Source organism: Carbonatibacter coralli (genome assembly GCF_039592655.1).
In the GTDB taxonomy this organism is placed as follows: Bacteria; Pseudomonadota; Alphaproteobacteria; order Kiloniellales; family Kiloniellaceae; genus Carbonatibacter; species Carbonatibacter coralli.
On record NZ_JBBUTJ010000001.1, the window covers coordinates 330,131 to 355,125 of the forward strand.

22 protein-coding genes are annotated in these 24,995 nt (G+C 55.0%); 15 read left to right on the top strand and 7 right to left on the bottom strand.

From position 1 onward, the window contains the following. Positions 1-11 precede the first annotated feature (11 nt). The 14 genes from AAAH10_RS01410 (at position 12) to AAAH10_RS01475 (ending at position 15,845) form a co-directional block, all read left to right on the top strand. The gene (locus tag AAAH10_RS01410) at positions 12-692 is read left to right on the top strand and encodes a flagellar hook assembly protein FlgD (RefSeq protein WP_343559822.1); all 681 of its coding nucleotides are present in this window, start codon (positions 12-14) and stop codon (positions 690-692) included. Positions 693-816: 124 nt separating this feature from the next. Continuing rightward, a complete protein-coding gene (locus tag AAAH10_RS01415; RefSeq protein WP_343559824.1) occupies positions 817-2,478 on the top strand; it encodes a flagellar hook protein FlgE in 1,662 nt (553 codons plus the stop codon). Positions 2,479-2,660: 182 nt separating this feature from the next. Next, a complete protein-coding gene (gene sciP, locus AAAH10_RS01420) occupies positions 2,661-2,984 on the top strand; it encodes a CtrA inhibitor SciP (RefSeq protein WP_343559826.1) in 324 nt (107 codons plus the stop codon). Positions 2,985-3,210: 226 nt separating this feature from the next. Further along, positions 3,211-4,974 carry a flagellar basal-body MS-ring/collar protein FliF gene (gene fliF, locus AAAH10_RS01425; protein WP_343559828.1) on the top strand — a complete coding sequence of 588 codons (1,764 nt, stop codon included), beginning with the start codon at positions 3,211-3,213 and terminating at the stop codon, positions 4,972-4,974. Positions 4,975-5,027: 53 nt separating this feature from the next. After that, complete coding sequence (gene fliG, locus AAAH10_RS01430; protein ID WP_343559830.1) at positions 5,028-6,038, top strand: flagellar motor switch protein FliG; 1,011 nt, start codon at positions 5,028-5,030, stop codon at positions 6,036-6,038. A 58-nt stretch (positions 6,039-6,096) separates the two neighbouring features. Then, positions 6,097-6,873 (top strand): FliH/SctL family protein, encoded by a 777-nt coding sequence (locus AAAH10_RS01435; RefSeq protein ID WP_343559832.1) that lies wholly within the window; start codon positions 6,097-6,099, stop codon positions 6,871-6,873. 71 nt (positions 6,874-6,944) lie between these two features. Then, complete coding sequence (gene fliN / locus AAAH10_RS01440; protein ID WP_343561311.1) at positions 6,945-7,241, top strand: flagellar motor switch protein FliN; 297 nt, start codon at positions 6,945-6,947, stop codon at positions 7,239-7,241. A gap of 11 nt (positions 7,242-7,252) precedes the next feature. Then, entirely contained in the window at positions 7,253-8,116 is an 864-nt protein-coding gene (locus tag AAAH10_RS01445) for a motility protein A (protein ID WP_343559834.1), read from the top strand. Between the two features lie 51 nt (positions 8,117-8,167). Beyond that, positions 8,168-9,646, top strand: coding sequence for a sigma-54 interaction domain-containing protein (locus AAAH10_RS01450; RefSeq protein ID WP_343559836.1), 1,479 nt, complete (start codon positions 8,168-8,170; stop codon positions 9,644-9,646). 48 nt (positions 9,647-9,694) lie between these two features. Then, on the top strand, positions 9,695-11,806 hold the full coding sequence (gene flhA / locus AAAH10_RS01455) for a flagellar biosynthesis protein FlhA (protein ID WP_343559838.1): 2,112 nt from the start codon (positions 9,695-9,697) through the stop codon (positions 11,804-11,806). Between the two features lie 110 nt (positions 11,807-11,916). Next, positions 11,917-12,939, top strand: coding sequence for a flagellar biosynthesis protein FlhF (locus AAAH10_RS01460; RefSeq protein ID WP_343559840.1), 1,023 nt, complete (start codon positions 11,917-11,919; stop codon positions 12,937-12,939). Then, a complete protein-coding gene (locus tag AAAH10_RS01465; RefSeq protein WP_343559842.1) occupies positions 12,936-13,748 on the top strand; it encodes a MinD/ParA family protein in 813 nt (270 codons plus the stop codon). The genes AAAH10_RS01460 and AAAH10_RS01465 overlap by 4 nt, the downstream gene beginning before the upstream one ends. Positions 13,749-13,805: 57 nt before the next feature. Further along, the gene (locus AAAH10_RS01470) at positions 13,806-15,314 is read left to right on the top strand and encodes a hypothetical protein (RefSeq protein WP_343559844.1); all 1,509 of its coding nucleotides are present in this window, start codon (positions 13,806-13,808) and stop codon (positions 15,312-15,314) included. A 72-nt stretch (positions 15,315-15,386) separates the two neighbouring features. After that, the gene (locus tag AAAH10_RS01475) at positions 15,387-15,845 is read left to right on the top strand and encodes a DUF3429 domain-containing protein (protein ID WP_343559846.1); all 459 of its coding nucleotides are present in this window, start codon (positions 15,387-15,389) and stop codon (positions 15,843-15,845) included. A gap of 20 nt (positions 15,846-15,865) precedes the next feature. Here AAAH10_RS01475 and AAAH10_RS01480 read toward each other — a convergent pair whose 3' ends face one another. Together AAAH10_RS01480 and fliI are read right to left on the bottom strand one after the other, a co-directional pair. Next, entirely contained in the window at positions 15,866-16,300 is a 435-nt protein-coding gene (locus AAAH10_RS01480; protein ID WP_343559848.1) for a flagellar export protein FliJ, read from the bottom strand. 14 nt (positions 16,301-16,314) lie between these two features. After that, positions 16,315-17,763, bottom strand: a complete 1,449-nt coding sequence (gene fliI / locus AAAH10_RS01485) for a flagellar protein export ATPase FliI (RefSeq protein WP_343559850.1) — start codon at positions 17,761-17,763, stop codon at positions 16,315-16,317. A 538-nt stretch (positions 17,764-18,301) separates the two neighbouring features. On the opposite strand from fliI, the gene ctrA reads away from it, so the two are divergent. Further along, the gene (ctrA, locus tag AAAH10_RS01490) at positions 18,302-19,009 is read left to right on the top strand and encodes a response regulator transcription factor CtrA (protein ID WP_343559852.1); all 708 of its coding nucleotides are present in this window, start codon (positions 18,302-18,304) and stop codon (positions 19,007-19,009) included. A 179-nt stretch (positions 19,010-19,188) separates the two neighbouring features. Here the strand turns inward: ctrA and AAAH10_RS01495 are convergent, their stop codons facing one another. From AAAH10_RS01495 to AAAH10_RS01515, 5 genes are all read right to left on the bottom strand, one after another. Next, positions 19,189-20,007, bottom strand: coding sequence for a CheR family methyltransferase (locus AAAH10_RS01495; RefSeq protein ID WP_343559854.1), 819 nt, complete (start codon positions 20,005-20,007; stop codon positions 19,189-19,191). After that, complete coding sequence (locus AAAH10_RS01500; RefSeq protein ID WP_442490256.1) at positions 20,004-21,230, bottom strand: protein-glutamate methylesterase/protein-glutamine glutaminase; 1,227 nt, start codon at positions 21,228-21,230, stop codon at positions 20,004-20,006. Before AAAH10_RS01500 ends, AAAH10_RS01495 begins: the two co-directional genes overlap by 4 nt. Position 21,231: 1 nt before the next feature. Then, entirely contained in the window at positions 21,232-21,597 is a 366-nt protein-coding gene (locus AAAH10_RS01505; protein ID WP_343559857.1) for a response regulator, read from the bottom strand. A gap of 71 nt (positions 21,598-21,668) precedes the next feature. Further along, complete coding sequence (locus AAAH10_RS01510; protein WP_343559859.1) at positions 21,669-22,124, bottom strand: chemotaxis protein CheW; 456 nt, start codon at positions 22,122-22,124, stop codon at positions 21,669-21,671. A 28-nt stretch (positions 22,125-22,152) separates the two neighbouring features. After that, the gene (locus AAAH10_RS01515) at positions 22,153-24,897 is read right to left on the bottom strand and encodes a hybrid sensor histidine kinase/response regulator (RefSeq protein WP_343559860.1); all 2,745 of its coding nucleotides are present in this window, start codon (positions 24,895-24,897) and stop codon (positions 22,153-22,155) included. Positions 24,898-24,995: the final 98 nt, after the last annotated feature.

Sequence of the window (24,995 nt, forward strand, 5' to 3'; positions counted from 1 at the left end):
GGACCGGAAAAATGGATGTTTCGACAAACACAAGCCTGAGTTCAATCACAGGAAACAACCAGAACACTGTCGCAGGCGGAGCGCAAAGTCTCAGTGCGACCTTTGACACCTTCCTGCAGCTTCTGACCACGCAGATGCAGAACCAGGATCCTCTGGATCCCGTTGACAACACCGAGTACACCAACCAGCTCGTTCAGTTCACCCAGGCCGAACAGGCCCTGGGGACCAACTCCCGACTGGATCAACTGATCGCAGGACAGAACAGAAACGTTCTGAACGACGCAATTGGCTATATCGGCCAAACCGTTCGCGCCGACAGCTCTGTCGTCGAACTGAAGGGTGGCGAGGCAAAAATCAATTACGGCCTCTTTGAGAAATCAGCCAGTACCGTCATTGAAATTCGCGACAAGGACGGAAAGCTGGTCCGCAAGATCGAGGGCGAGACAGCCGCAGGCCTGCACGAACTGACCTGGAACGGCCAGGACGACAACGGCAACCTGCTGACAGACGGCACCTTCAGCTTTGAAGTCATTGCCAAGGATGCCAGCGACAAGGTGCTCAACACAGCACAGGGTGTCGTTGGGACTGTCACCGGTGTCGAGATGAGCAACGGCAGCGCCGTCCTGCTGATCGGCGAAGTGGAAGTTCCGGTAGACAGCGTCAGCGCTGTTCTGCCGAAGCCAACAGCATAACAGACTGATACAGACGCCCCCGAGCCGGATTGCCCGGGAAGCAACGACCTATCACCAAAGCCCGCAAGGGATTGTCAGCAGCAAGAGAACACAGGCACGCTGACAAAGGATGAGGAGAAAGAGAATGAGTATCTATGGCGCACTTTTTACAGGTGTTTCGGGCCTTGCGGCCCAAAGTAACGCCATCGGCATTATCTCTGACAACATCGCCAATGTGAACACAACCGGTTACAAGGGAACCCAGGCGCGCTTCTCGACAGTTGTCGCACAGTCCGGTATTCCCAATCTCTACAACCCGGGCGGTGTGCGCTCCTTCCCCCTGAGCAACATTGACACCCAGGGACAGTTACAGGGAACCGCCTCGGCAACAGATCTTGCTGTTGTCGGAAACGGATTCTTCGTGGTCAGTGATCGCCCCGCGACCGGAGTGGACACAGAGTTCCTCTTCACCCGTGCCGGCTCGTTCCGTCCGGATGCCCAGGGCAACCTGGTCAACACAGCCGGATACTTCCTGCGCGGCTATCCATTGAGCTCAACAGGTTCTCCAGCACCCACAAGTGCCAGCACCTTTGCGGGCCTGGAAACAGTCAACATCAACAACCTGTCCGGAACAGCGCAGGCAACAACGAGCGTTGAACTGGGACTGAACCTGCCATCCACAGGCACCTCCCCTGTAGCCTCTACAGGCATCCAGCAACAGGTCAGCCTGGACAGAACGGCGGCAACAAGCTCGACCTACAACGTCACAACGCAGATCTATGACGATCTCGGAAACACACACGATATCGTCACAACCTATACCAAAACAGCGACCGCCAACGAATGGACGGTATCTGTTGCTGCTCCGGCAGGTGGTACAATCGCCAGCGGCACATCATCCGGCACCATCACCTTTGACGCGGCATCCGGTCTGCCAACAGCACTGCCGACACTCAATCCGGAGTTCACCTTCCCGACCGGTGCCAGCAACCAGGTCGTGGCCTTCAATCTCGGCACAACAGGTTCCGCAACAGGCGTCAGTCAGATTGGCACGGCCAATGCAACCTCTCTGACACAACAGACAGGCGGTACGCTTCCTTCAATTGAGACGGCAACCATTCAGGTTTTTGACAACCTGGGGAACGCGCACAACATCAATCTGAATTTCAGGAAAACAGGGCCAAACGCCTGGGCCATTGAAGCTGAAAACCCCACATTGAACGGCAGCCCGAGTGGTACCGTGGACAGCTCCACACGATCCATCACCTTTACCAACGGTCTTCCCGGAACAATTGTCGTCCCTCCTCTGGCCATCACCTGGAACGCAGCTATCGGCGCGAGCCCGAGCCTGATCAATCTGGACGTCGGCACCCCGGGACAAACGGGTAACCTGACACAGTTTGCCGGTAATTTCCGGGTTGCCAGAATTGAACAGAACGGTATTGCCTTCGGTAACTTCCGTGGCGTCAATATCAGTGAGGAAGGTGTCGTTCAGGCGCTGTTCGACAATGGACAGCAGCTTGATATCTACCAGCTGGCTCTGGGAATCTTCCCCAACCCGAACGGCCTCGAAAGGCGGACCGGCAATGCCTACAGTGGTTCGATCGGCTCCGGTGATTTCCTGATCAACAACCCCGGCATCGGCGGAACGGGAACGGTTGCCGCTTCCTCCCTGGAAGCCTCCAACATCGACCTCGCCGAGGAATTCACAAACATGATCATCACACAGCGGGCCTATTCCGCGAGTTCCAAGGTGATCACAACAGCCGATGAAATGCTGGACGAACTGATCAGAATTATTCGATAATTTTCTGTTCCCTCTCCAAAACAGAAAGGCCGGATTTTGTCCGGCCTTTTTTCATTTCAAGAACTTAGAAACCAATAGATAGAATTTTATTAAAATTTTTTAAGCCTTTGGAATTAATAGTTTTTCAATAACCTCTTGTCATAATTTCCTGAAAAGGACGGTAATTCTGCAGGAGTACTTCAATGACCGCCCGGCTTTCTGCAAAAGCTGCCAAAGCACTGAACATCAGTACACCCAAGTCCCTGAGCGAGCTTCCCCCGCCTTCAACAAAGAGGTGGGTGATCAGACGCAAGGCCGAGGTGGTGCTTGGTGTACACTCCGGCCTGCTGTCCCTTGAAGAGGCCTGCGAGCGCTATCAGCTCTCCCAGGAGGAATTCCAGTCGTGGGAAACACTGATCCTCAATCACGGCCTGTCCGGATTGAGAACAACCAGATTGCAACAGTACAGAAGCCGCGACAGACACCCCTCCGGCCCACAGCATTCCCAGAGCCAGCACCAGAGATAATCGACAAAAATCCATTTCATTCCAACGATGTAGGAATTTTTTTCCCACTTATGGGCAATTTTTGCCTATCTTAACCTGTTGTTAACTCTTTACTTCTATATTAAATCCCTGAAATAGTTTACAAATTAAAGCTCTGAAGCTTGTGCGAAGAGGAGCCATCCGATCCCACGGAAAGCTGATCACTTTCCGGGCTCACTTTTCCCATTGTTAACAAGGGGTTACCTTCGTGAATCCATTTCTGGAAACACTCAAAAAACTCGGCCCTGCCCGTTTGGGCATTATGGCTGCTGTCGCAATCGCGACCCTGTCCTTCTTTGTCTATCTGACGAGCAGGGTTGCCACGCCCGAGATGTCGCTACTCTACGGCGATCTGACTGTTCAGGACAGTGGTCAAATTGTGACCGAGCTTGAAACCCGCCAGATCCCCTATCGCCTCGGTCCTGATGGCAGCAGCATCTATGTTCCCGGTGGCGAGGTCAGCCGCATGCGGTTGCTGATGGCTGAGCAGGGCCTCCCGAGTGGTGGTTCCATCGGCTATGAACTGTTTGATCAGCAGGATGCACTGGGCACCACAAGCTTCGTTCAGAACATCAACCAGACCCGCGCGATGGAAGGCGAACTGTCCCGTACGATTTCCTCAATCAACCGGGTCAAGTCTGCGCGCGTTCACCTCGTCCTGCCGCAGCGGGAGCTTTTCAGCCGTGAAAGGCAGGAGCCAAGCGCGTCCATCGTCCTTGTAACCCAGGGCAGCTTTGTTCTGGACAAGGCCCAGATCCTTGCGATCCAGCATCTGGTTGCTGCGGCAGTGCCCGGACTGAAACCAAGCCTGGTGTCCATCATTGACGACAAGGGCAATCTTCTCGCCCGCGGTGTGGAAGGTGACGAGGACATTGCCCTTGCCAATTCCGCACAGGAACGCCGTCTGTCCTATCAGACCCGCCTCCAGCAGAATGTCGAAGAGCTTCTTGAACGCTATGTCGGACGAGGCAACGCCCGGGTTCAGGTCACAGTGGACATGGACTTCGACCGCATCACAGAGAACTCCGAAACCTATGACCCCGATGGTCAGGTTGTCCGTTCGACCCAGACAGTTGAAGAGGTCGCATCCGAACAGGACAGCGATGGCAATGACAACATTTCCGTTGAAAACAATCTTCCCGATGCCGGACTGGGACAGCTTGGCGGCGGAGCAGCCTCCAGTCAGAGCAACTCCCAGCGCACCGAGGAAACCGTCAACTTCGAAATTTCCCGCACTGTTGTCACACAGGTCAAGGAATCAGGCACTGTCAACAGGCTCTCCGTGGCCGTTCTGATCAACGACACTGTCAGCGTCAGCGAGGAAGGCGAACGCGTTTATTCAACACGTACACCGGAGGAGATGGAAAAGCTCCAGGCGATTGTCCAGACGGCTGTCGGCTTCAATGCAGAGCGTGGTGATACCGTTGAACTGGCCAATTTCCGCTTTGCCGAAGTCGATCCGGAACTGCTGCCTGAATCTGACGTTCTGGGCTTTGATCGCAATGAAATCATGCGTTTTGCAGAACTCTTTGTTCTCGGTCTTGTTGCGATCCTCATCCTGCTGCTGGTGGTGCGCCCACTGGTCAACCGTATTTTCGAAACAGACTTCGAAAAACAGGACGAAGACGCACCAAACGTCAATTCCTTTCTCTACGGTCCGGATGGACAGCAACTGGCCCTTGCAGGACCACAGGGTGCAAGCCCCCTGGTTCCGGGCATGCCGGCACTTACAAATGATTCCGGGGACCTCCCTGTTCTGGCAGCAGCCCAGACAGACCCCTCAACGGATATCACCGGCAGTGCCCATGCCATGAACAACGAGATCGAACAGATGATCGACATGAACAAGGTCTCCGGAAGGGTTCGTGCCTCATCCATTCAGAAAATCGGTGAAATTGTTGACAACAATCCTGAGGAAGCAGTCCAGATTCTGAGAATGTGGCTCCATCAGGATCGTGCAACAAACGGTTAAACGCCCGACAGAAGTCACACCCTTCATGTCATCCAGGAAGGCTGGTTCATCCCATGCGCGACGACTACAGAACAATATCAGGAACAGAAAAAGCCGCCCTGCTGCTTATGACTCTGGGTGAGGCCCATTCAGCGGCCCTGTTCTCCCTGATGGATGATGACGAAATCCGCGAAATCTCCCAGACCATGGCCCAGCTTGGAACAGTCAGTTCCGATCTGATCGAGCGCCTTCTGGTCGAGTTTGCCGATCAGGTTTCCTCGACAGGAACAATGGTCGGTAACTATGACAACACCGAACGCCTGCTCCTGAAGGTTATGGACAAGGAGCGCGTCGACAACATCATGGAGGAAATCCGTGGTCCTGCCGGACGGACCATGTGGGAGAAGCTGGCCAACGTGAACGAGAGCGTTCTGGCCAACTACCTGAAAAACGAATACCCGCAAACCGTGGCCGTTATTCTTTCAAAGATCCGCCCCGAGCATGCCTCTCGCGTTCTGGGCCTCCTGCCGGAACCCTTTGCGATGGAAGTCATCATGCGTATGCTGCGCATGGAATCTGTCCAGAAAGATGTTCTCGATGATGTCGAAAGAACACTCAGGAACGAATTCATGTCCAACCTGGCAAGAACCGCCCGCCGTGATTCCCACGAGATGATGGCCGATATCTTCAACTTCCTTGATCGCACGGTTGAATCCCGCTTCATGAGTTCCCTCGAGGAACGCAACAGGGATTCTGCCGAGAAGATCAAGGCGCTTATGTTCACCTTCGAGGATCTCGGCAAGCTGGACCCGGGTGGTGTTCAGACACTTCTCAGTTCCGCAGAAAAGGACAAGCTGGCCATTGCCCTCAAGGGGGCTTCCGATACGCTCAGGGAACTGTTCTTCAGCAACATGTCCGAGCGTGCGGCCAAGATCATGAACGAGGACATGCAGGCCATGGGGCCTGTGCGCCTCAAGGATGTTGACGAGGCTCAAATGTACATGGTGACCATGGCCAAGGACCTTGCCGACAAAGGCGAAATTGTTCTGGCAGATTCCAAGGGAGACGATGAACTGGTTTATTAAACCGGCCATTTTCCATGCGTTAAACACATCTTCTTGCGAATAGTGAAACACAGGTCCAATGCATAAATTTCTGTTCGAAAACAGCTTTGAAGACGGATTGTTTGGTGAGCCGACAGCACCAGGCAAGCCTGCGTCTGCACAAGCACCTTCCGAGCCAGCCCCGGAAGAACAGGAAGAAGAAATTGCTCCCGGCTACAGCGAGGAAGAGCTGCAATCCGCCTGCCAGGAATCCTTTGGCAACGGTTTGTCCCAAGGCATGGAAGAAGGGCGGGTCTCAGCCCTCCAGTCCATCGAAAGCCAGATCAACCAGACCACCGCAGCAATTGCACAGACACTCCCCGCGCTTTTCCAAACCATGGAACAGGAGCGCGACAAGCTTCTTGGCGATACGCGTTTTCTCATCCTGACGATCCTCAAAAAACTCCTGCCAACGCTTGAACAAAGCCGGGCACAGGCTGAAGTCGAACGCATTGTGGCTGAGTCCATTCTCCGGCTTCCCAATGAACCCCGGATTGCCATCAGAATACATCCGGACCTGTGCGAGGCCATGAACCCCGTTCTGGACAATCTGACCAAGCAAGCTGGTTTTGAAGGGAAACTGATTGTCCTGCCCGATCCTGAAAAGGCCCTCAGCGATGTCGCAGTGGAATGGGCAGATGGCGGGGCCGAACGCAACCTGTCCGACATTCAGGAAAAGGTTTTCGAGCTGATAGACAGCACCTTTCCGGCAACACCCGAACAGAACACCATCACCCCTCCGGCGGAGACCGAACCTCCATCGGAGACCTCTTCATCCCAGGATGAGGCCATGATCGATAACGGAGAACAGCAATGAGCGACATGAACGACGACGACAATGGTCTCCCGCCAGAACAGGCAGAAATGTCCACGCCGGAGATGCCGGATATGGACGACGGCTTTGAAATCCCGGCCATCAGCGGCAAACCGCCAACCAATGCGAAGGAACTGGAAGCCGTTTATGAAATTCCGGTTCAGGTTTCTGCCATTCTCGGGAAATCGAACATGCAGGTCAGCCAGCTTCTCAAGATGGGACGCGGCGCTGTTATCGAGCTGGATCGCAAGGTCGGGGAAGCCATCGACATCTACGTCAACAACCGTCTGGTTGCCCGCGGGGAAGTCGTTGTGGTCGAAAACCGTCTGGGCGTGACCATGACAGAAATCATCAAGATGGACAGGCATTAGGTTCAGGGCGCATGAGCAACACCCAAACAAACATTCCGCCATCAACGGCACGAACGGAAGCACGCACAGAAGCAGAGAATGCCCTGAACGATCAGCGATCGACAGCATTGGACTACGCGACCATTCTGGGTGTGATCGGCGGGTTTGCCATGATCATTGGCGCAATGGTTCTTGGCGGGAGCCCGGGATCATTTCTGGACGCCCCCTCGCTGCTCATTGTCTTCGGGGGAACATTTCTGGTCACCACAACCTCCTTCAGCCTGCAGGATGTCATCCGCGCTCAAAGCACCATGTTTGCAGCGGTTGCCTACCACGCGGAACCGGCTTCCAATGCTGCACTGCAAAGCCTTTTCCTGGCCGACAACGCCCGCCGTCAGGGTATTCTGTCCCTGCAGAAATACATGCAGAACTCCAAGGGCAACAAGTTCCTGAACCGCGGTATGATCATGCTGCAGGAAGGCTACAAGCCTGACCAGCTTGCCCGTATTCTGCTGCAGCAGACACAGGCAGAGCACCTCCACAAGAAAAAATCTGCAAGCATTCTGCGCCGCGCCGGCGAGGTATCCCCGGCCATGGGACTCATCGGCACCCTTGTCGGCCTTGTTCAGATGCTGAGCAATCTGGATGACCCGAGCAGCATCGGTCCGTCCATGGCCATTGCCCTTCTCACCACCTTCTACGGTGCCATCCTGGCCAACATGATTTTCCACCCTATCGCTGCAAAGCTCGAACGCCTTGCAGAAGAGGAAATGCTGGTCAACCAGATCTATTGCACCGGTCTTGAGGCCATTTCCAGACAGGAAAACCCAAGACGCCTCGAAACACTTCTGAACACACTTCTCCCGGCAGAGGACCGTGTTCACTACTACGACTAATACAGAGAAACGCGATCTGCCCCCGGGTCGCCTGATTTTGGAGAAAGTATCATGCGCTTGCTGATTGTTGGTTCCCTGAACGGCCACATGATCACAGCTGGTAAAATTGCGATGGAACGCAAGGCAAAGGTCGCCCATGTTGACGATGTGCCTGCAGCGCTGAATTCTCTTCGCTCCGGTCAGGGTGCCGATCTGCTGCTGGCGGATATCGACCTTGATATCATGGAGCTTTGCAAGTCACTGGACAGCGAGCGGATCTCCGTACCCGTCATTGCCTGTGGTATTGGCACCCAGCCTTCCAAGGCAGGTGACGCGATCCGCGCAGGAGCCAAGGAATATCTGCCTCTTCCTCCCGATGCCGATCTGATCGCGGCTGTTCTGGAAGCCGTGACCGAGGAAACATCCTCCCTGATCTACCGCGACCCCGCCACAGAAGCCGTGTTGCGTCTCGCGGAACAGATCGCACCGTCCGATGCCAGTATTCTCATCACCGGGGAGAGCGGAACAGGCAAGGAGGTGATGGCCCGTTTCATCCACAACCATTCCCGCCGTTCCAAGAAGAGCTTTATTTCTGTCAACTGCGCAGCCATCCCTGAGAACCTGCTGGAATCAGAGCTTTTCGGTCACGAGAAAGGCGCCTTTACCGGCGCAGTCACCAGAAGGATCGGAAAGTTTGAGGAGGCCAATGGGGGCACGCTGCTTCTGGATGAGATCTCCGAGATGGACCCCCGTCTTCAGGCCAAGCTTCTGCGTGCCATTCAGGAGCGCGAGATTGATCGCGTGGGCGGGAGCACTCCGGTCAAGGTGGACATCCGCCTTCTTGCGACCTCGAACCGCAATCTGGAAGAAGAAGTTCGCAAGGGCACATTCCGCGAAGACCTTTATTTCCGCCTGAACGTTGTCAACGTCATGCTGCCGTCCCTGCGGGAGCGCCCGCTGGACATCGAAGTCCTCGCCCGACATTTCGTCGAAAAGTATGCCAAGGCCAATTCTGTTGCCACACCACTTGTCACAGATGAAGCCATGACGATGCTGAGAACCCATCACTGGCGGGGCAATGTCCGCGAGCTGGAAAACACCATGCACCGCTGCGTTCTATTGGCGCGCGACAACCAGATTGCGCCGGAAAGTGTTATTCTGACAGGCGCGACACCAGGTGTCACAAGTGCGATGCTCGGCTCGGCCAACAGCCCTGCAGCAGAAACAGCACCCCTGCAGGAAAGCCCTGTGTCCTCTCCGGTTCAATCGGCTGCAAGCGGATATGCCAGCTATGCGGCGGCTGTTCCTCCGGCCGATCAGGATCCTGTACAGGCCGGACAAACCGCTGTCGGTCTGGTTGGCCGAACTGTATCCGATGTGGAAAAGGATCTGATCCTCAGCACGCTGGATCACTGTCTTGGCAACAGAACCCACGCCGCCAATATTCTGGGGATTTCGATCCGTACACTGCGCAACAAGCTGAAAATCTACAGCGAGGAAGGAACAGCAATCCCCATGCCTCGCGGCAGCGACACGCCGTCTTTCTCGTAACCGAAGCGCAACGCACAGCATTCCCTGCGAAAGAGACCATAGGACCTTATGAGCAACCCGGAACAACAAACAGGATCATCTGGCGGAACCTCCGTGCTGAATGACATCCTCAATACAGTGCGTCGCCCCGACATCGCGCTGGCGATGGGTGTTGTTGCCATCCTGACTGTCCTGATCCTGCCACTGCCCAGTTTCCTGCTGGACATGTTTCTGGCGATCTCGATCACCGTTTCCGTCCTGATCCTGATGACATCCCTGTTTATCAAGGAACCTCTGGATTTCAGCTCCTTTCCGACCGTCCTGCTGATTGCCACGATGCTCCGGCTGTCGCTGAACCTGGCCTCGACGCGCCTGATTCTGGCCAACGGTCACGAGGGAACGGATGCTGCCGGACAGGTGATCGAGGCCTTTGGCGCCTTTATCATGGGCGGCAACTTCGTGATCGGGATCATCATCTTCGGCATTCTGGTGATTGTAAACTTCATCGTCATCACCAAGGGCGCCGGCCGGATTGCCGAGGTCGCCGCGCGTTTCTCGCTGGATGCGATGCCCGGCAAACAGATGGCAATCGACGCCGATCTCTCATCCGGAGTGATCAACGAAAACGAAGCCAAGACGCTGCGCAAGAAACTCGAGGACGAGAGCAACTTCTTCGGCTCCATGGATGGCGCATCCAAGTTCGTCCGCGGAGATGCCATCGCCGGTCTTCTGATCACCTTTATCAACGTGATCGGCGGAATCATCATCGGCGTTGCCCAGAACGACATGTCTGTCGGTGATGCAGCCCAGTCCTACACACTTCTGACTGTTGGTGATGGACTGGTCTCCCAGATTCCGGCTCTGATTGTTTCCACGGCCGCAGGTCTTCTCGTTTCCAAATCCACACAGATCGGCACAACCGATGAAGCCCTGTTCAGCCAGCTTGGCGGCTATCCCCGCGCGCTCGGGATGTCCGGGGTTCTCATGGGGTTCCTTGCGATTGTTCCGGGAACACCCTTTGTTCCCTTCATGACACTGGCCATTGTGGCTGGCGGGTTGGGCTACCTGTCAAACCGGACACTCGACAAAAAGGAAAATGAGCAGGAGGCTGCCGCCCAGGAGCAGGAAGCAACCGCACCGGTGGAAGAGGACCCCATTTCCCATTCCCTGCACATTGATCATATCCGTCTTGAACTCGGTTACGGCCTGCTGCCCATGATCAACGGGCAGGGCGGGGAACGTCTGACAGACCAGATCAAGGGGCTGCGCCGGCAGCTCGCCCAGGAGCTTGGCTTTGTGCTCCCGTCAGTGCGCATTCAGGACAACCTCCAGCTTCCCCCCAACCAGTATATTGTGCGGATCAAGGAAATTGGCGCCGGCGAAGGGGAACTGCGTCCGACCATGCTGCTGATCATGGACCCGAGAGGCGAGAACATCGCGATCCCGGGTGAAGACACCATGGAGCCGACCTTTGGCCTTCCGGCAAAATGGGTCGATGAAAGCCAGCGGGAAGAAGCGCTCTTCCGGGGCTATACCGTCGTGGATGCATCCACCGTTATCACAACCCACCTGACCGAGGTTGTGAAGGACAACATTTCCGAACTTCTGTCCTACAGCGAAACGCAGAAACTGCTCGACGAGCTTCCCGAGGAACACCAGAAACTCATCGGCGATATCATTCCGGGCCAGATTTCTGTCGGCGGCCTCCAGCGCGTTTTGCAAAACCTGCTTTCGGAACGCATTTCGATCCGGGATCTGCCCACCATCCTCGAAGGTGTCTCCGAGGCAACCAACTATACCCGCAACGCCAATTTCCTGACCGAGCACGTCCGTTCCAGGCTGGCCCGCCAGATTTCCAACAGCCTCGTCAACGAACAGGGCTTTATTCCGATGCTCTCCCTTTCCCCGCAATGGGAACAGGTCTTTGCAGAGAGCCTCGTGGGGGACGGCGAGGAAAAACAGCTCTCCATGGCCCCCAGCCAGCTACAGGATTTCATCAACGCTGTCCGCCAGATCTTTGAACAGCACGCCATGATGGGGGAAACGCCCGTCATGCTCTGCAGTCCGGGGATACGCCCCTACGTCCGCTCCATTGTCGAGCGTTTCAGACCGGCAACCGTTGTCCTCTCTCAAAATGAAGTTCACCCGAAGGTGAAGATCAAGACACTGGGATCTGTCTAGGCCACAATTTGAAAGCATAAAAAGCCGGATTTAAACCTATAGAAAGACTTTTCTGACACTCTGCGAAATCAAGACGATTGTGTCAGCCGACAAGAAGGAGTGAGCCGCAGTTGCGGATCAAACACTACATTTGCCAGAACCTGCCGGAAGCGATGTCCCTGATCCGGGACGATCTGGGAGACGAGGCCATTATCCTCAGTTCCGAAGAGATGTCGGACGGACGCGTGCAGGTGACTGCAGGTCTGGATGATGATCTGTTCGTTGAAGAACAGGCCATTCAGGACGACTTTCCCAGTGATGACATCGACTTTCTGGACAGAATCACAGACATTCTGGAATTCCACCGCCTGCCCCAGCCGCTGATCAACCGGATCGTCGGCGACGCCTCGGGCGTTCCGGCGCATGAATGGCACCTTGCCCTGGCCGGAGCCTTTGACAACAAGCTTTCCTTTTCCTCCCTGCCGAGCGGTCCGATCCAGAAGCCCCTGATGCTCGTTGGTCCTCCGGGAGACGGAAAGACAGCGACCATAGCAAAAATCTGCGCGCGTCAGCTGATCCAGGGACAAAAGACAGCCGTTATCACACTTGATGGCAGCAAAACCGGCGGACTGGAGCAGATCTCGGGCTTCTGCCACCGTCTGAATGCCAAACTGGACATGGCGGATACTCCCAACGAACTCCGCGCCGCAATGGCCCGTCGCAGTGCAGATGAACTGGTGCTTATTGACTGTTTCGGCGTGAATCCTTTCGATCAGGCCGCCCTTCAGGACATTGAAGAGTTTACACAAACTGTCGATCCCGAAATCGCAGTGGTCCTCTCTGCAGGCGGTGATGTTTTTGAGACAGCAGACAAGGCCGAAGCCTTTGCAGCGATCAATGCCCGGCATTTTATTCCCACCAAGCTGGACATGACACATCGTTACGGAGGGATTCTGACCGCAGCCCTGACCGGCAAGCTGGCCCTGATGGCAGCGGGAACCTCACCCCAGATTGCCGACGGGCTCACACCAATCAATCCTGTTTCTCTGGCGCGACTTTTGCTTCCCGGAGAAGAGGACCCCCAGAGTGATTTGTCACAGGAAGCAAACCAAGCCCATGTCCCCTCTCCCTTTGCGACTGGTACACGCAGATGATTGAAGTGAAGAAAAACAACATTCAGGCTCTCCACGGACAGGCAACACAGACTGGCCCAAAGAGCGACAACATCATCGCCATTGCTTCCGGAAAGGGGGGCGTAGGCAAAACATGGCTGTCGATCACCCTGTCACACGCTCTTTCCCAGCAGGGCAACAAGACACTCCTGTTCGATGGCGACCTCGGGCTGGCCAACGTTGATATCCAGCTGGGGCTTGCCCCAAACAAGGACATGGGCGGTGTGCTTTCAGGCCGCTACAGTCTTGCGGATGCAAAGGTACGCTACCCTGACGGAAACTTTGACGTGATTGCAGGCCGTTCCGGCTCCGGCAGTCTTGCCAATCTGCCAAGCCAGCGCCTTTTTGAACTCAGCCGCGATCTGGGCGAGCTATCCAACTCCTATGATCATGTGATCCTTGATCTGGGTGCCGGTATCGACAAAACGGTTCGTCAACTTGCCTCACAGGCACAGGTCTGTCTGGTCATCACCACAGACGAGCCGACGTCGCTGACAGATGCCTATGCCTTTATCAAACTCACACGGATGCAGCATCCCGATGCCGACCTGCGGATCGTCGTCAACATGGCCGAGAACGAGCACGAAGGGCACAAGACCTACAGCACCATTCGCAAGGCCTGTGAATCCTTCCTGAAGATCACACCGGAACTGGCGGGTATTATCGTCAAGGACGGCAAGGTCAAGGATGCGATCAGAAACCAGACACCTCTGCTGGTTCGCTATCCCGGTTCGGATGCAGCCCGGCGTGTTGAGGCCATTGCCCAGTCCCTGCTCAAACCCAAAAAGTAACCGCTCCTGCCAGGGCAGGAACTTCGGACGTCTCCAAAGTGGAAAGGGAAGGAACGGATGACAAACATCACACCGCCTCCCCCTTCTGCTTCTTCTGTTCCTTCAGGCACAGTCACTGCACAGACAGGCCATCCTGTTCAGGCTGTCTCGCTGTCGGCCGATCTCGCAGACAGAAGTCAGAGCCAGCCCACACAAATCCGCGGCACAGTTCAAAGCATTCAGACCGAAACCCGCCAGGCTGTGATCCGGACAGCGCAGGGGACCGTGACCATCAGCACAGCAGAACTCCCTGCTTCTGTCCTGAAAAACCTGCAGGCCGGAGCATCTGTCCTGCTGACACTGCCACCTGCAACGCAACAACCCCAACCCGCGCCTCAGCCTGGTACACCAGTTCTCCTCACGCTTCTCAAAGGGCCCTCAACTCCGGGATCCTCCTTGCAGGGAAGTTCAACCCCTGCCGTGCAGGCAGACAGCCTGAAACTGGGGACAACACCACTCAGAGGATTGCTGATCGTTCCATCAGGGACAGCCACTCCTGCCCACTCATCCTCCCTTCCAGCTGGAAGCGTTCCGCAGGGTGGGCATGGCGTGCAGGCTGGAGGAACCCCGACACAGAACAGCCCCGGATCATCAGGACAAGCAGCAGGTCTCTTGCCAGCGACTGCGAACCTGAAAGCAGGGACCGTTCTCCAGCTCCTGCCCCACAGTCCCGGAACACTCCACGCGCAAGCCTCGACACAGGGGAACACACCGGCCTTTACCGCAACAGCCGTCGGGCAGCATGCAGGCGGGACGATTCTCAATTCCCCGCTGGGTCAAATTCTTGTCGCCGGCCTGAACCATCTTGCAGAAGGCGAGAGCATTTCCCTGCGTCTGGTCTCTGTCGAAAACCCTCTTGCGCTTCTCTCAAAAACCCTGAACCCGGATGAGCGTCTGCACGAGGATCTGAGGCAGGCTCTGGCCATTCTGAACTCCTACGGGCAGGGACAGCAGTTTCACAATTCCCTTCCCCAGCCAGATACAAAGCTGACAAGCAAGCTGCTTTTCTTCCTCAATGCTCTCAACATAACACCCAGGCAGTCCTTTGAAACGCTCCCCCTGTTTCAGGCACTTGCCGATCTGGGCGAAGATCAGCTCCTGCAACGCCTCCTGCAGGATCTTCCCACTCTGGGCCGTTCCATCGAAACGCCGGCCGGGGACTGGCGGGCCATGCACATTCCCCTGTGGATTGACGGACAGCTGGAAACACTGCGCTTCCATATCAGGGATCAGGAACAGCAGGACAGCGAACAGGACCCGCAGGATAAAACCACACGTTTTCAACTGGAACTGAACCTCAGAGCAGTGGGAGACATGCAGCTGGACGGACTGGTCAAGAGCAAACGCTTCGACCTGATCATCAGAACGCGATCTCCCCTGCCCGCTCAAATGACCCGGGATATCCAGCAGCTCTTTTCGGATTCAGTCTCTGCCACAGGATATGAGGGCGCCTTGCGTTTCGAAGCCTCTGCGGACTGGACAAGTCTGCAGAACCATTCGGTTCAGACACAGGATCACAGCATCTGATCCGCAGAGCAGTTTCAAACCTATAAATGCGAAACAGAAAAGCGTCATCCAGCAGCAAGGCCCGGAGTTCCCATGTCTTTCAGCACCCCTGAAACTGCCTTTCCGAAAATCTCGCCCCTTATGAAAACTCTGGTCTTCGCCGGGGGACTCCCCTTTGTCTTCGGAGCCCTGCTCTCTCTTGCTGATGGCTCCTTTCTCGGGATTGCAGCGAACCATTTTCTGCTGAGTTATGGCGCGGTCATCGCGTCCTTTGTTTCCGGTTTGCACTGGTCCCGGGAAATGTTTGGCAAAAACAGCGGCTATCCCTTGCTGATCATCAGCAATGTGACGGCACTGGCGGCCTGGCTTGCCCTGATGACAGGTGGCTCGACAGGACTTGCCCTGCTGATTCTGGTCTTTGCCGCATTGCTTTATATCGACCACAAACTGAGGGTTGCCTTATCCGTGACACGGGAGTTTTTCAAACTGAGAGCAGCCATCACTGCACTCGTGATCTCCTGCCTTTTCATCGGTTTGATCGCGGGGCTCTGATACAGCCGAACCTTCAGTGTCTATTGCCTGGAGCGAGAGGCCCGTCTGTGAAGCTGCGTACCCATTTCATCCATCTCGATCTGCTCTTTCAGATCCAGTTCCCTTTGCAAACGCTCACGTTCCGCTTTCTGGGCCTCTTCGTACTTCTTCAGTTCCAGAAAGAAATCGCGGACAATCTGCTGGGCCTCATCCACAGCCTGCTGCGCGAGGGCCACGCGTTCCAGTGCCTCTGCCCGTTCCTGCTTATAGCGTTCAATATAGGCCGGAAAGGTCACCGTCATTTCAGGTTGGGACTGAACAAAAGCCCTTTCCCTTTCCAGAGCAAGGTCCAGTGCCTCAACAGCCTCTTCCATCCGCTGCAGAAAACCCTTGCGCTGCAAGAGTTCCTCGCGCGCTTCATCAAGTCTGTAATTCGAAACCCTTACAAGACTGTCCACTGACGTTTTCAAAGGCATCTGTTAAGCCTCCGTCATTCGAAATCGCGCAAAGACGGTTCCTGCCCCTGCATGGAAAACCCGCTGGCAGCTCCGGCCTGTTGTCCATAAAGTTCTTCAGCAACTGGTTCCTGCGGATGTGGTTCCGAAAAGGCTGTGCCAACCTCAATTCCAAGAATTTGAGCCAGTTGTGTATAGCCTGTCACCAGATCGCTTTGTTCGTGTTTGCCCTGTTTCAGAAAGGCTTCCAGCGCATCGTGATGGGCAATGGCCTGATCCACAGCAAGGTCTGCACCGGCCTGATAGGCACCGATGCGGATCAGTTCAGCCATGTTCTCATAAGTCGAGAGCAGCTCACGCGCCCGGGAAACAAGTGCATTTTCAGTGTCACTGTTGCATTCGGGCAGGGTCCGCGAAACCGACTTCAGGACATTGATCGCCGGGAACCTGTTCCTCTCGGCAATCCGGCGCTCCAGAACAATGTGCCCATCCAGAATACCCCGGACAGCGTCGGCAATGGGTTCGTTGTGATCATCCCCGTCAACCAGAACCGTAAAAAGCCCTGTCACCGATCCTCTTTCGGAGGTTCCCGGTCCGGCTCTTTCAAGCAGCTGGGGAAGCTCTGCGAAGACAGAAGGTGTATAGCCTTTGCTCGCCGGAGGCTCACCGGCAGACAGGCCAATCTCGCGCATGGCCATGGCAAAACGGGTCACAGAGTCCATCAGACACAGGACATCCAGTCCTTCGTCCCGGAAGTATTCGGACAGGGCCATGGTCAGATAGGCCGCCTGGCGCCTCATCAGGGGCGGTTCGTCAGACGTCGCGACCACGACAACCGAGTTGGCAAGACCTTCCTCGCCAAGATCATCCTCAAGCCACTCCTGAACCTCGCGCCCCCGTTCACCAATCAGTCCGATCACGTTCACATCAAGCGATGTGTAACGGGCCATCATCGACAGAAGAACCGACTTTCCGACACCCGACCCTGCGAAGATCCCCATCCGCTGCCCCCGGCAACAGGACAGAAAGGTATTGATCGTGCGAACGCCCAGATCAATTTTGTCACCGACACGCTTGCGATTGTGGGCAGGCGGAGGCTGGCGGCGGATTTTGAAGGGTTCAGGCCCCGCCGGTAACGGCCCCTTGCCATCAATCGGTTCGCCAAGGGCGTTGATGACACGCCCCAGCCAGGCTCTCGTGGGACGGATCACCGGCGTCGACTGGGACAGGACGGCCTTGCACCCGAGGCCAATTCCATCCAGGGAACCAAAGGCAAGCAGTTGCGCACGCCCCTGCTGAAAACCGATCACCTCGCAAGGGACAGGCTTGTTGTCGCGGCCAATGAGTTTGCAACGGGATCCGATTGTCAAAAGCCTGTCCAGTCCGGACAGTTCCACCAGCATGCCCAGGATACCCGAAACACGTCCATAGACCTGATGGTCAGACAGATTGTCAATTTCCCTTGTCAGGCTTTCAATTGTCATTGGCTACTCTTCAGCAAAACAGTCAGTTTCCTCAGTATGCGGATGGTAACATCCCATCCCTTTCGCTGCAGTTAAAATCACAGCTTGCAGAGATTCAGGAAGGCGATTTTCTGCCGGGACGCCGGGACAAGGCGAAACAGAAAACACAGCCCTTCACCACAGCTTACCCCCGGCAGAACCACAGAGGTGCTTAACCTTAATTTTCGCTTTACTGTAAATGCTGTTAATCAAGTTTCATGAAAAAAGCCTGTTCCCGGCAATAGAGAGACACCAAAAACACATACAATCATCCTCTTTCCTTCACAGAAAACAGAGTCCCGCCCCCGGAAACTGCTGCAAATTCATCCCTGCAGGGCTTTTTTCTGAAATGCCCCGTTTTTGTCACAGTTTTTATCAACCGGTAAGGTTTTGTTAACATCTATGGCGCAGTATCAAATTTATGTTAACCTTTCTTAATCGAAGGTAATCGACAGGTTACCTATTCCCTGAATGGTCAGGATTCATCTGACGCAGAAACAGATTTTACAGGATGTAAATCATGAGAGTTTTGCTGGTTGAAGACGATACTGCAACCGCCCAAAGCATCGAGATGATGCTGAAATCCGAAGGTTATGTTTGTGACATCACGGACATGGGTGAAGATGGACTGGAAATCGGCAAGATCTACGATTACGACATCATTATCCTGGATCTGATGCTTCCGGATATCGAAGGCTACGAGGTTATTCGCCGCATGCGCGCAGCGCGTGTCCAGACACCGATCCTTATTCTCTCGGGCCTCAACGGTCTGGACGACAAGATCAAGGGACTGGGTTTTGGTGCGGATGACTATCTGACCAAGCCTTTCGACAAGCGCGAACTGGTTGCCCGTATCCAGGCCATTGTTCGCCGCTCCAAGGGACATTCCGCTTCACTGATCAAGACCGGTCGTCTGACGGTGAACCTTGATACCCGCACTGTCGAGGTCGACAACAAGCTTCTGCACCTGACAGGCAAGGAATACGGCATCCTCGAACTGCTGTCGCTGCGCAAGGGCACAACGCTGACCAAGGAAATGTTCCTGAATCACCTCTATGGCGGCATGGACGAGCCCGAGCTCAAAATCATTGATGTCTTCGTCTGCAAACTGCGCAAGAAGCTGACCAATGTGACCGGCGGAGAGAACTACATCGAAACCGTATGGGGACGCGGTTACGTCCTGCGTGACCCCTATGAGGACGAGGAACAGGCAGCGGCCAACGGCTGATCTCCTTTCGCTCTGTCACCATTTACAAGAAAGCTGCCTTTTCACAGGGCAGCTTTTTTTGTGGCTCCGTTTTGCCCCGGGTCTGCAGCCATAACAAAAGCCCGCCGGACCATTCCGCAACGGGCTTCTGTTCAATCGACTGACCCTGCTGCTGGCATGCCGGCAGGGCTCTGCTTCTGTTACATGTTGCGTGTCAGGCCATAGACGCCACGCTGTCCGGGGATCAGCTTGAAGTCATCGGAAATACCCAGAACAGTTTCCGCACCTCCCAGATAAAGGAAGCCGTCGTCCTGCATGATACCGGACATGCCGGACAACACCTTGGACTTGGTTGGCTGATCAAAGTAAATCAGGACGTTACGACAGAAAATCACATCGAACCTGCCCAGTCCGGCAGGGCTGGACAACAGGTTAAACGGCTTGAATGTCACCATTCTGCGGATATCCTGGGAAATCTGCCAGCGATCCCCGTCCTGCGTGAAATGCTTCATCAGGAAGTTGATGGGAAGTCCGCGCTGTACTTCAAACTGTGTATAGACACCGTCCTTGGCCTTTTGCAGAATCTCGTTGGACAGATCCGTTGCCACAATTTCGATTTTCCAGCCCATGAGCTTCGCCTTTGCCTCATCCAGCAACATGGCGAGACTGTAGGGCTCCTGACCACTTGAACAGGCCGCAGACCAGATGCGAATGCTCTTGGTCGCAGCACGCTTTTCAAGCAGCTGGGGCAAAACCAGATCACGGAACTGGTCAAAGGGTTTCTGATCACGGAAGAAGAACGACTCATTGGTTGTCATCGCTTCTGTGATATCGACCAGCAATCGCTCGTCACTGGACGTGCGCAGCTTCTGGATCAGTTCATCAAAGCCTGAGAGGTTCCATCGACGCGCAACAGGATTCAAGCGACTCTCCAACAGGTAGGACTTGTCCTGATTCAGAACCAGTCCTGATCTCTGTTTGAGAATATCCGAGATATATTCGAAATCTTTCACATTCATGCCGCCGACCTTGTAACAAGACGTTGAATTTGAGGTGCGAGCTCTTTTAATGGCAACACTGCAGAACACAACCCGGCTGTTGCAACCGCACCAGGCATTCCCCACACAACACTGCTCTTTTCATCCTGCGCCACAACAGAACCACCTGCTGCAGTCACAATTTCGGAAGAGCGAAGTCCATCGCTCCCCATTCCTGTAAGTATCACAACCAGCAGTCGGGAACCATAGATCGCGGAAAGAGACCGGACCATGGGATCAACCGAAGGGCGACAGAAGTTTTCCGGCGCGTCCTGATTGAGACGAAGAACAAGGTTTGTTCCCTGTTTTTCAAACACCATGTGGTATCCACCCGGTGCCAGATAGATGTGCCCGCCTTTTACAATCTCTCCATCAACACCCTCCTTGCAGGGCATCGGGGAAACGCGGGAAATATGTTCCGCCAGCAAGGTCGTAAAGGTTGCCGGCATATGCTGTGTAATCACCACAGGCTGCGTTGTTGTCCCCAGGTTTCCCAGAACCTCGAACAGGGCCTGTGGTCCGCCCGTTGAACTTCCGATTGCAATGACATCCGGTTTGGCAGAGCCAAAGGGACGCAGAGAAACCTGCTTGCCTGCTCCGGGGGTCGCAGCAGCCGGTGAAACAGCGCGTTGCGGAGCCGCAGCCGTCTTTGCGGCCGGTGCCGCCGGGCGTCTGGCCACTTCAGGCTCGGGCCCCTGTTCCGTTTTTTGCGGGCCAACCACGATACGGGTTCTCATGCCCTTTGCCGCAGCTCCCAGGGCCTTGACCTTTTCAACGAGCTCCCGCTTGAAGTCATCAGCCCGGGTCAGAGAGCCTGAAGACGTGGGCTTGGGCAGGTAGTCCGCAGCACCCAGGCTCAGGGCCTTCATGGAAATCTCGGCGTTCTTGCGTGTCAATGTCGAGGCCATGATAACCTGCAAACCGGGTTTGGCCTGCAAAAGTTTCGGCAGGGCCTCGATGCCGTCCATAACCGGCATTTCAATATCCAGCACAACAACATCGATCTTGGCCGGATCTGCTTCCAGTCTGCGAACTGCAATCTCGCCGTTCGCAACAGACTCTACAACCTTGATGGCGGGATCACTCTCCAGCGTTCGCGTCAGAAGTCCCCGAATCACAGCGGAGTCATCAACAACCATTACCTGAAAGTCATGTTGCCCTGCATCTCTGACGGATGGTCCAGAGGGCGAAAGTGCTGAAGGCATATTAGAGGAGACCTACCTGAGAAAATTTGGATTCAATGATGTCACTGTCAAACGGCTTCATGATGTATTCGTTTGCACCGGCAGAGATCGCCTGCTGGATGTGCGCCATATCGTTTTCCGTTGTACAGAAAACAACAACCGGCTGCTGAACATTTTCCAGCGCGCGAAGGTCGATCAGGAATTCCAGACCGTTTTTAACAGGCATGTTCCAGTCAAGCAGAACGACATCCGGCATGGCAGCCTTGCATTTATCCAGTGCGACCTGACCGTCTTCGGCTTCCTCAATATTGAAACTGAGACCTTCAAGGATCTTGCGGGCAACCATTCTGACAACTTTGGAGTCATCGACCACCAGACAGGTTTTCATTTTGCAGCTCCGTATTAGTTATTTTGAAGCCCGGATAAAGACAGTCCCGGGCTTTGAACATCCCTGTTCTCTTATGCAACCTCGATGCGCTTGCCGTAATCCAGGAAGCGATTCACGTCCAGTACGACCAGAAGCGTACCATCCAAACGGTAAATACCGACAGAATAATCTCTGAAACGCTGATCCAGAGTCGGAGGATTTCTCTCGAAGGAAGACGAATCAACGGCCAGAACCTCGCCCACTGAATCAACCATCAGACTGTAGAGGTCATTCTCGTGCTCCACGACAATGCTCATGCTGTGCTCTTCCTCACGGTCCGGCAGCCCCAGACGCTTGCGCACATCAATTGCTGTCACAATCCGGCCACGCAGGTTCAGGGAACCGGCAATCTCGACAGGAGCCAGCGGAATGGGAGTAATCTGCTGGGCATTGAGAATATCCTGAACCGTCAAGACAGGCACTCCAAAGAGCTGTCCAGCGATGTAAAACGTGACAAAATCTTCTGTCGCTTTATAGGTTTCACTCACGGATTTTACCTTTCTTTCCGATCACCACTTAGGCCGCAGCGCCCTTGAGCTCTGCCAGGGTATCATTCAATGTCGACAACAGCGCGTCACGATCTGTCTTGGCCACATAGTCCTTGAAGCCCACCTCGCGACCGCGATCCAGATCGGCAGCAGAAGCAAAGGAAGACAGCGCCACCATCGGGATATTTTTCCAGCGATCGTTCTGCTGCAGCATTTCAGCGAACTCGAAACCGTTGACGTCAGGCATTTCGATATCGGAAACGATCACATCGAACATCTTGCCGTCCTCACAGAGCTGAAGCGCAGCCTTGACGCTGTCCACAGCCTTCACCTCGTAACCACCTGCTGTGAGCAGTGGTGTCAACAGGTTGCGGAAGAACGGACTGTCATCCACGATCAGGATACGGCTGCGTCCGCCACTGCTTCCATCAGCAGCACCCTCGGCAACAAACCAGTCGGGGAAGGCCTGTGTCAGATAGTAGGTTGTGTCCAGAACATCTGTCGCTTTCTCGGCGATGATGGCACTTCCGATAAAGCCGGGTTTGCCTGCACCGATTTCAACATTCATGCGGTCTTCGACAATATCGACGATCTCGTCGACGACCAGCCCCATGGAACGGTTGCGGTCAGAGAAGACCAGAACAGGCTTGTGCCCTTCCTTCGGAAGCACTGTGTTTTCTTCCATGGGAACCAGCGGCATCAACTGACCACGATACTGGACCAGATACTGGCCACCGGAGTGCTCCACCTTCTGCATGTCCACCTCTTCCAGGCGGGCCACAAGAGCCAGCGGAACAGATTTCGGCGCTTCGTCTCCGCCTTTGAAGACCAGCATGGCAACACGCTCTTCGTCCTTGGCAAGATGGCGATCCGCCAGCGAACCGATGTCTCCGTCCGTAACGGCGATTTCACCGGTGGACGCGGCAATGCCGTTCGGATCAAGGATCATCACCACAGCGCCATCACCCAGAATGGTGTTACCGGAGAAGAGCTGGATGTCACGGAGGATCGGTGCCACAGGCTTGACCACGATTTCCTCGGTGTCAAATACGCGGTCCACAATGATACCAAAGTTGTAGGTTCCCACCTGGGCCACAACGATAAAGTTGTCATTGCGCAGCTTGTCCTGCTCGTCCTCTTCCTGTGTTGACAGCTTCAGAAGGCTCTTCAGGTTCACCAGAGGCAGCAGACGGTTGCGCAGACGCAGAACCGGCGTGTCATTGATACGCTCGATCACATGTTCCGAATTGTCGGATGCACGCACCAGTTCGACAACAGACAGCTGCGGAATGGCAAAGCGCTCACGACCGGACTCGACGATCAGGGCAGAAACAATCGCCAGTGTCAGCGGAATCTTGATGGTAAAGGTTGTTCCCTTGCCTTCCACAGAATTCAGCTCGACCGTACCGCCGATTTTCTCGATGTTGGTGCGTACAACGTCCATACCGACACCGCGGCCCGATACAGATGTCACCTGTGCAGCGGTCGAGAAACCGGCCTTGAAGACAAACTGGTGGATCTGCTGATCGTTCATGGTTTCCAGTTCGGCCTCGGTCGCCAAACCGTTTTCGATACATTTCGACTTGATCTTGTCGGTGTTCAGGCCACGGCCATCATCCTGGATCAGGATAATAATGTGTCCACCTTCGTGATAGGCGTTCAGGAGAACCTGACCGTTTTCCGACTTGCCTGCGGCAAGACGATCAGCGGGCATTTCCAGACCGTGATCCGCAGAGTTCCGCACCATGTGCGTCAGCGGATCCTTGATCAGTTCCAGAACCTGACGGTCAAGTTCTGTATCCGCGCCCTTCATGACGAGATCGATTTTCTTGTCCAGTTCGTGCGCCAGATCGCGAACAATCCGTGGCAGTTTTGCCCAGGCGTTGCCAATCGGCTGCATACGCGTTTTCATCACGCCTTCCTGCAGCTCTGAAACCACGTGGTTCAGGCGTTGCAGTGGCGCAGCAAATTCGCTCTCTTTCTGGGTCCGCAGAATCTGCAGAAGCTGGTTTCTGGTCAGAACAAGCTCGGACACCATGGTCATCAGGTTCTCGAGCAGATCCACGTTCACACGAATAGACTGATTGGCCACAGAGGTTTCCGGAGCGGCAGCCTTGGCTGGTTCCTTCGGCTTGGCAGCTTCTGCCTTTGGCTTTGGCGCTTCGGCAACAGGAGCGGGGGCTGGCGCGGGAGCAGCTTCAACCGGGGCAGCAGCCTCTTCCTGGGCAGCGGCTTCAGCAGCCTGCATGGCTGCGAATTCCTCGGGACCGGGAGCATCGCGGAATGCGCGTTCCAGCTCGTCCAGTTCCTCTTCCTCTTCTTCGACAGCAGCGCCCATGGCAGGCTCGGCTTCAACAGGAGCAGGAGCCGCTGCGGCAGGTGCAGCACCAGCGTCCATACCATCAGCATGGGCGTTGAGGCGCGCAATCAGATCGCTGTCGTCTCCTTCAGGTTCTTCTTCGGTAGCTTCCAGAACACCCAGAATTTCACGGATTTTGTCCAGGCATTCCAGAATGAGGGAAACACCCTTTTCACTGACTTCCAGCTCGCCATCACGGAATTTGCCCATGATGTTCTCACCGGAGTGAGCGACCGACTCCAGTCTGGGAAGGCCAAGGAAACCACAGGTTCCCTTAATGGTGTGCATCAGGCGGAAGATGCTACTGAGCAATTCCGTATCATTTGGATTTTGCTCTAGCTTTACCAGCTCCATGTCCAGAGTGGTCAAGCCTTCGTTGGTTTCCGTCAGAAACTCGCTCAAAAGATCATCCATAGTCGCATTCCAGCCAAATTATACTGTAGAGACAATTGCGAACAGGCACTTACGTCTGTTCGGTTGTGTCCTAGATTGGCAGAGGAAGATTAATAACC

Bases quoted from the DNA above. Each gene is read 5' to 3' on its own strand.
- AAAH10_RS01410 (WP_343559822.1), top strand. From the start codon at position 12: ATGGATGTTTCGACAAACACAAGCCTGAGTTCAATCACAGGAAACAAC.
- AAAH10_RS01415 (WP_343559824.1), top strand. From the start codon at position 817: ATGAGTATCTATGGCGCACTTTTTACAGGTGTTTCGGGCCTTGCGGCC.
- sciP (WP_343559826.1), top strand. From the start codon at position 2,661: ATGACCGCCCGGCTTTCTGCAAAAGCTGCCAAAGCACTGAACATCAGT.
- fliG (WP_343559830.1), top strand. From the start codon at position 5,028: ATGCGCGACGACTACAGAACAATATCAGGAACAGAAAAAGCCGCCCTG.
- AAAH10_RS01435 (WP_343559832.1), top strand. From the start codon at position 6,097: ATGCATAAATTTCTGTTCGAAAACAGCTTTGAAGACGGATTGTTTGGT.
- fliN (WP_343561311.1), top strand. From the start codon at position 6,945: ATGGACGACGGCTTTGAAATCCCGGCCATCAGCGGCAAACCGCCAACC.
- AAAH10_RS01445 (WP_343559834.1), top strand. From the start codon at position 7,253: ATGAGCAACACCCAAACAAACATTCCGCCATCAACGGCACGAACGGAA.
- AAAH10_RS01450 (WP_343559836.1), top strand. From the start codon at position 8,168: ATGCGCTTGCTGATTGTTGGTTCCCTGAACGGCCACATGATCACAGCT.
- flhA (WP_343559838.1), top strand. From the start codon at position 9,695: ATGAGCAACCCGGAACAACAAACAGGATCATCTGGCGGAACCTCCGTG.
- AAAH10_RS01465 (WP_343559842.1), top strand. From the start codon at position 12,936: ATGATTGAAGTGAAGAAAAACAACATTCAGGCTCTCCACGGACAGGCA.
- AAAH10_RS01470 (WP_343559844.1), top strand. From the start codon at position 13,806: ATGACAAACATCACACCGCCTCCCCCTTCTGCTTCTTCTGTTCCTTCA.
- AAAH10_RS01475 (WP_343559846.1), top strand. From the start codon at position 15,387: ATGTCTTTCAGCACCCCTGAAACTGCCTTTCCGAAAATCTCGCCCCTT.
- AAAH10_RS01480 (WP_343559848.1), bottom strand. From the start codon at position 16,300: ATGCCTTTGAAAACGTCAGTGGACAGTCTTGTAAGGGTTTCGAATTAC.
- fliI (WP_343559850.1), bottom strand. From the start codon at position 17,763: ATGACAATTGAAAGCCTGACAAGGGAAATTGACAATCTGTCTGACCAT.
- ctrA (WP_343559852.1), top strand. From the start codon at position 18,302: ATGAGAGTTTTGCTGGTTGAAGACGATACTGCAACCGCCCAAAGCATC.
- AAAH10_RS01495 (WP_343559854.1), bottom strand. From the start codon at position 20,007: ATGAATGTGAAAGATTTCGAATATATCTCGGATATTCTCAAACAGAGA.
- AAAH10_RS01500 (WP_442490256.1), bottom strand. From the start codon at position 21,230: ATGCCTTCAGCACTTTCGCCCTCTGGACCATCCGTCAGAGATGCAGGG.
- AAAH10_RS01505 (WP_343559857.1), bottom strand. From the start codon at position 21,597: ATGAAAACCTGTCTGGTGGTCGATGACTCCAAAGTTGTCAGAATGGTT.
- AAAH10_RS01515 (WP_343559860.1), bottom strand. From the start codon at position 24,897: ATGGATGATCTTTTGAGCGAGTTTCTGACGGAAACCAACGAAGGCTTG.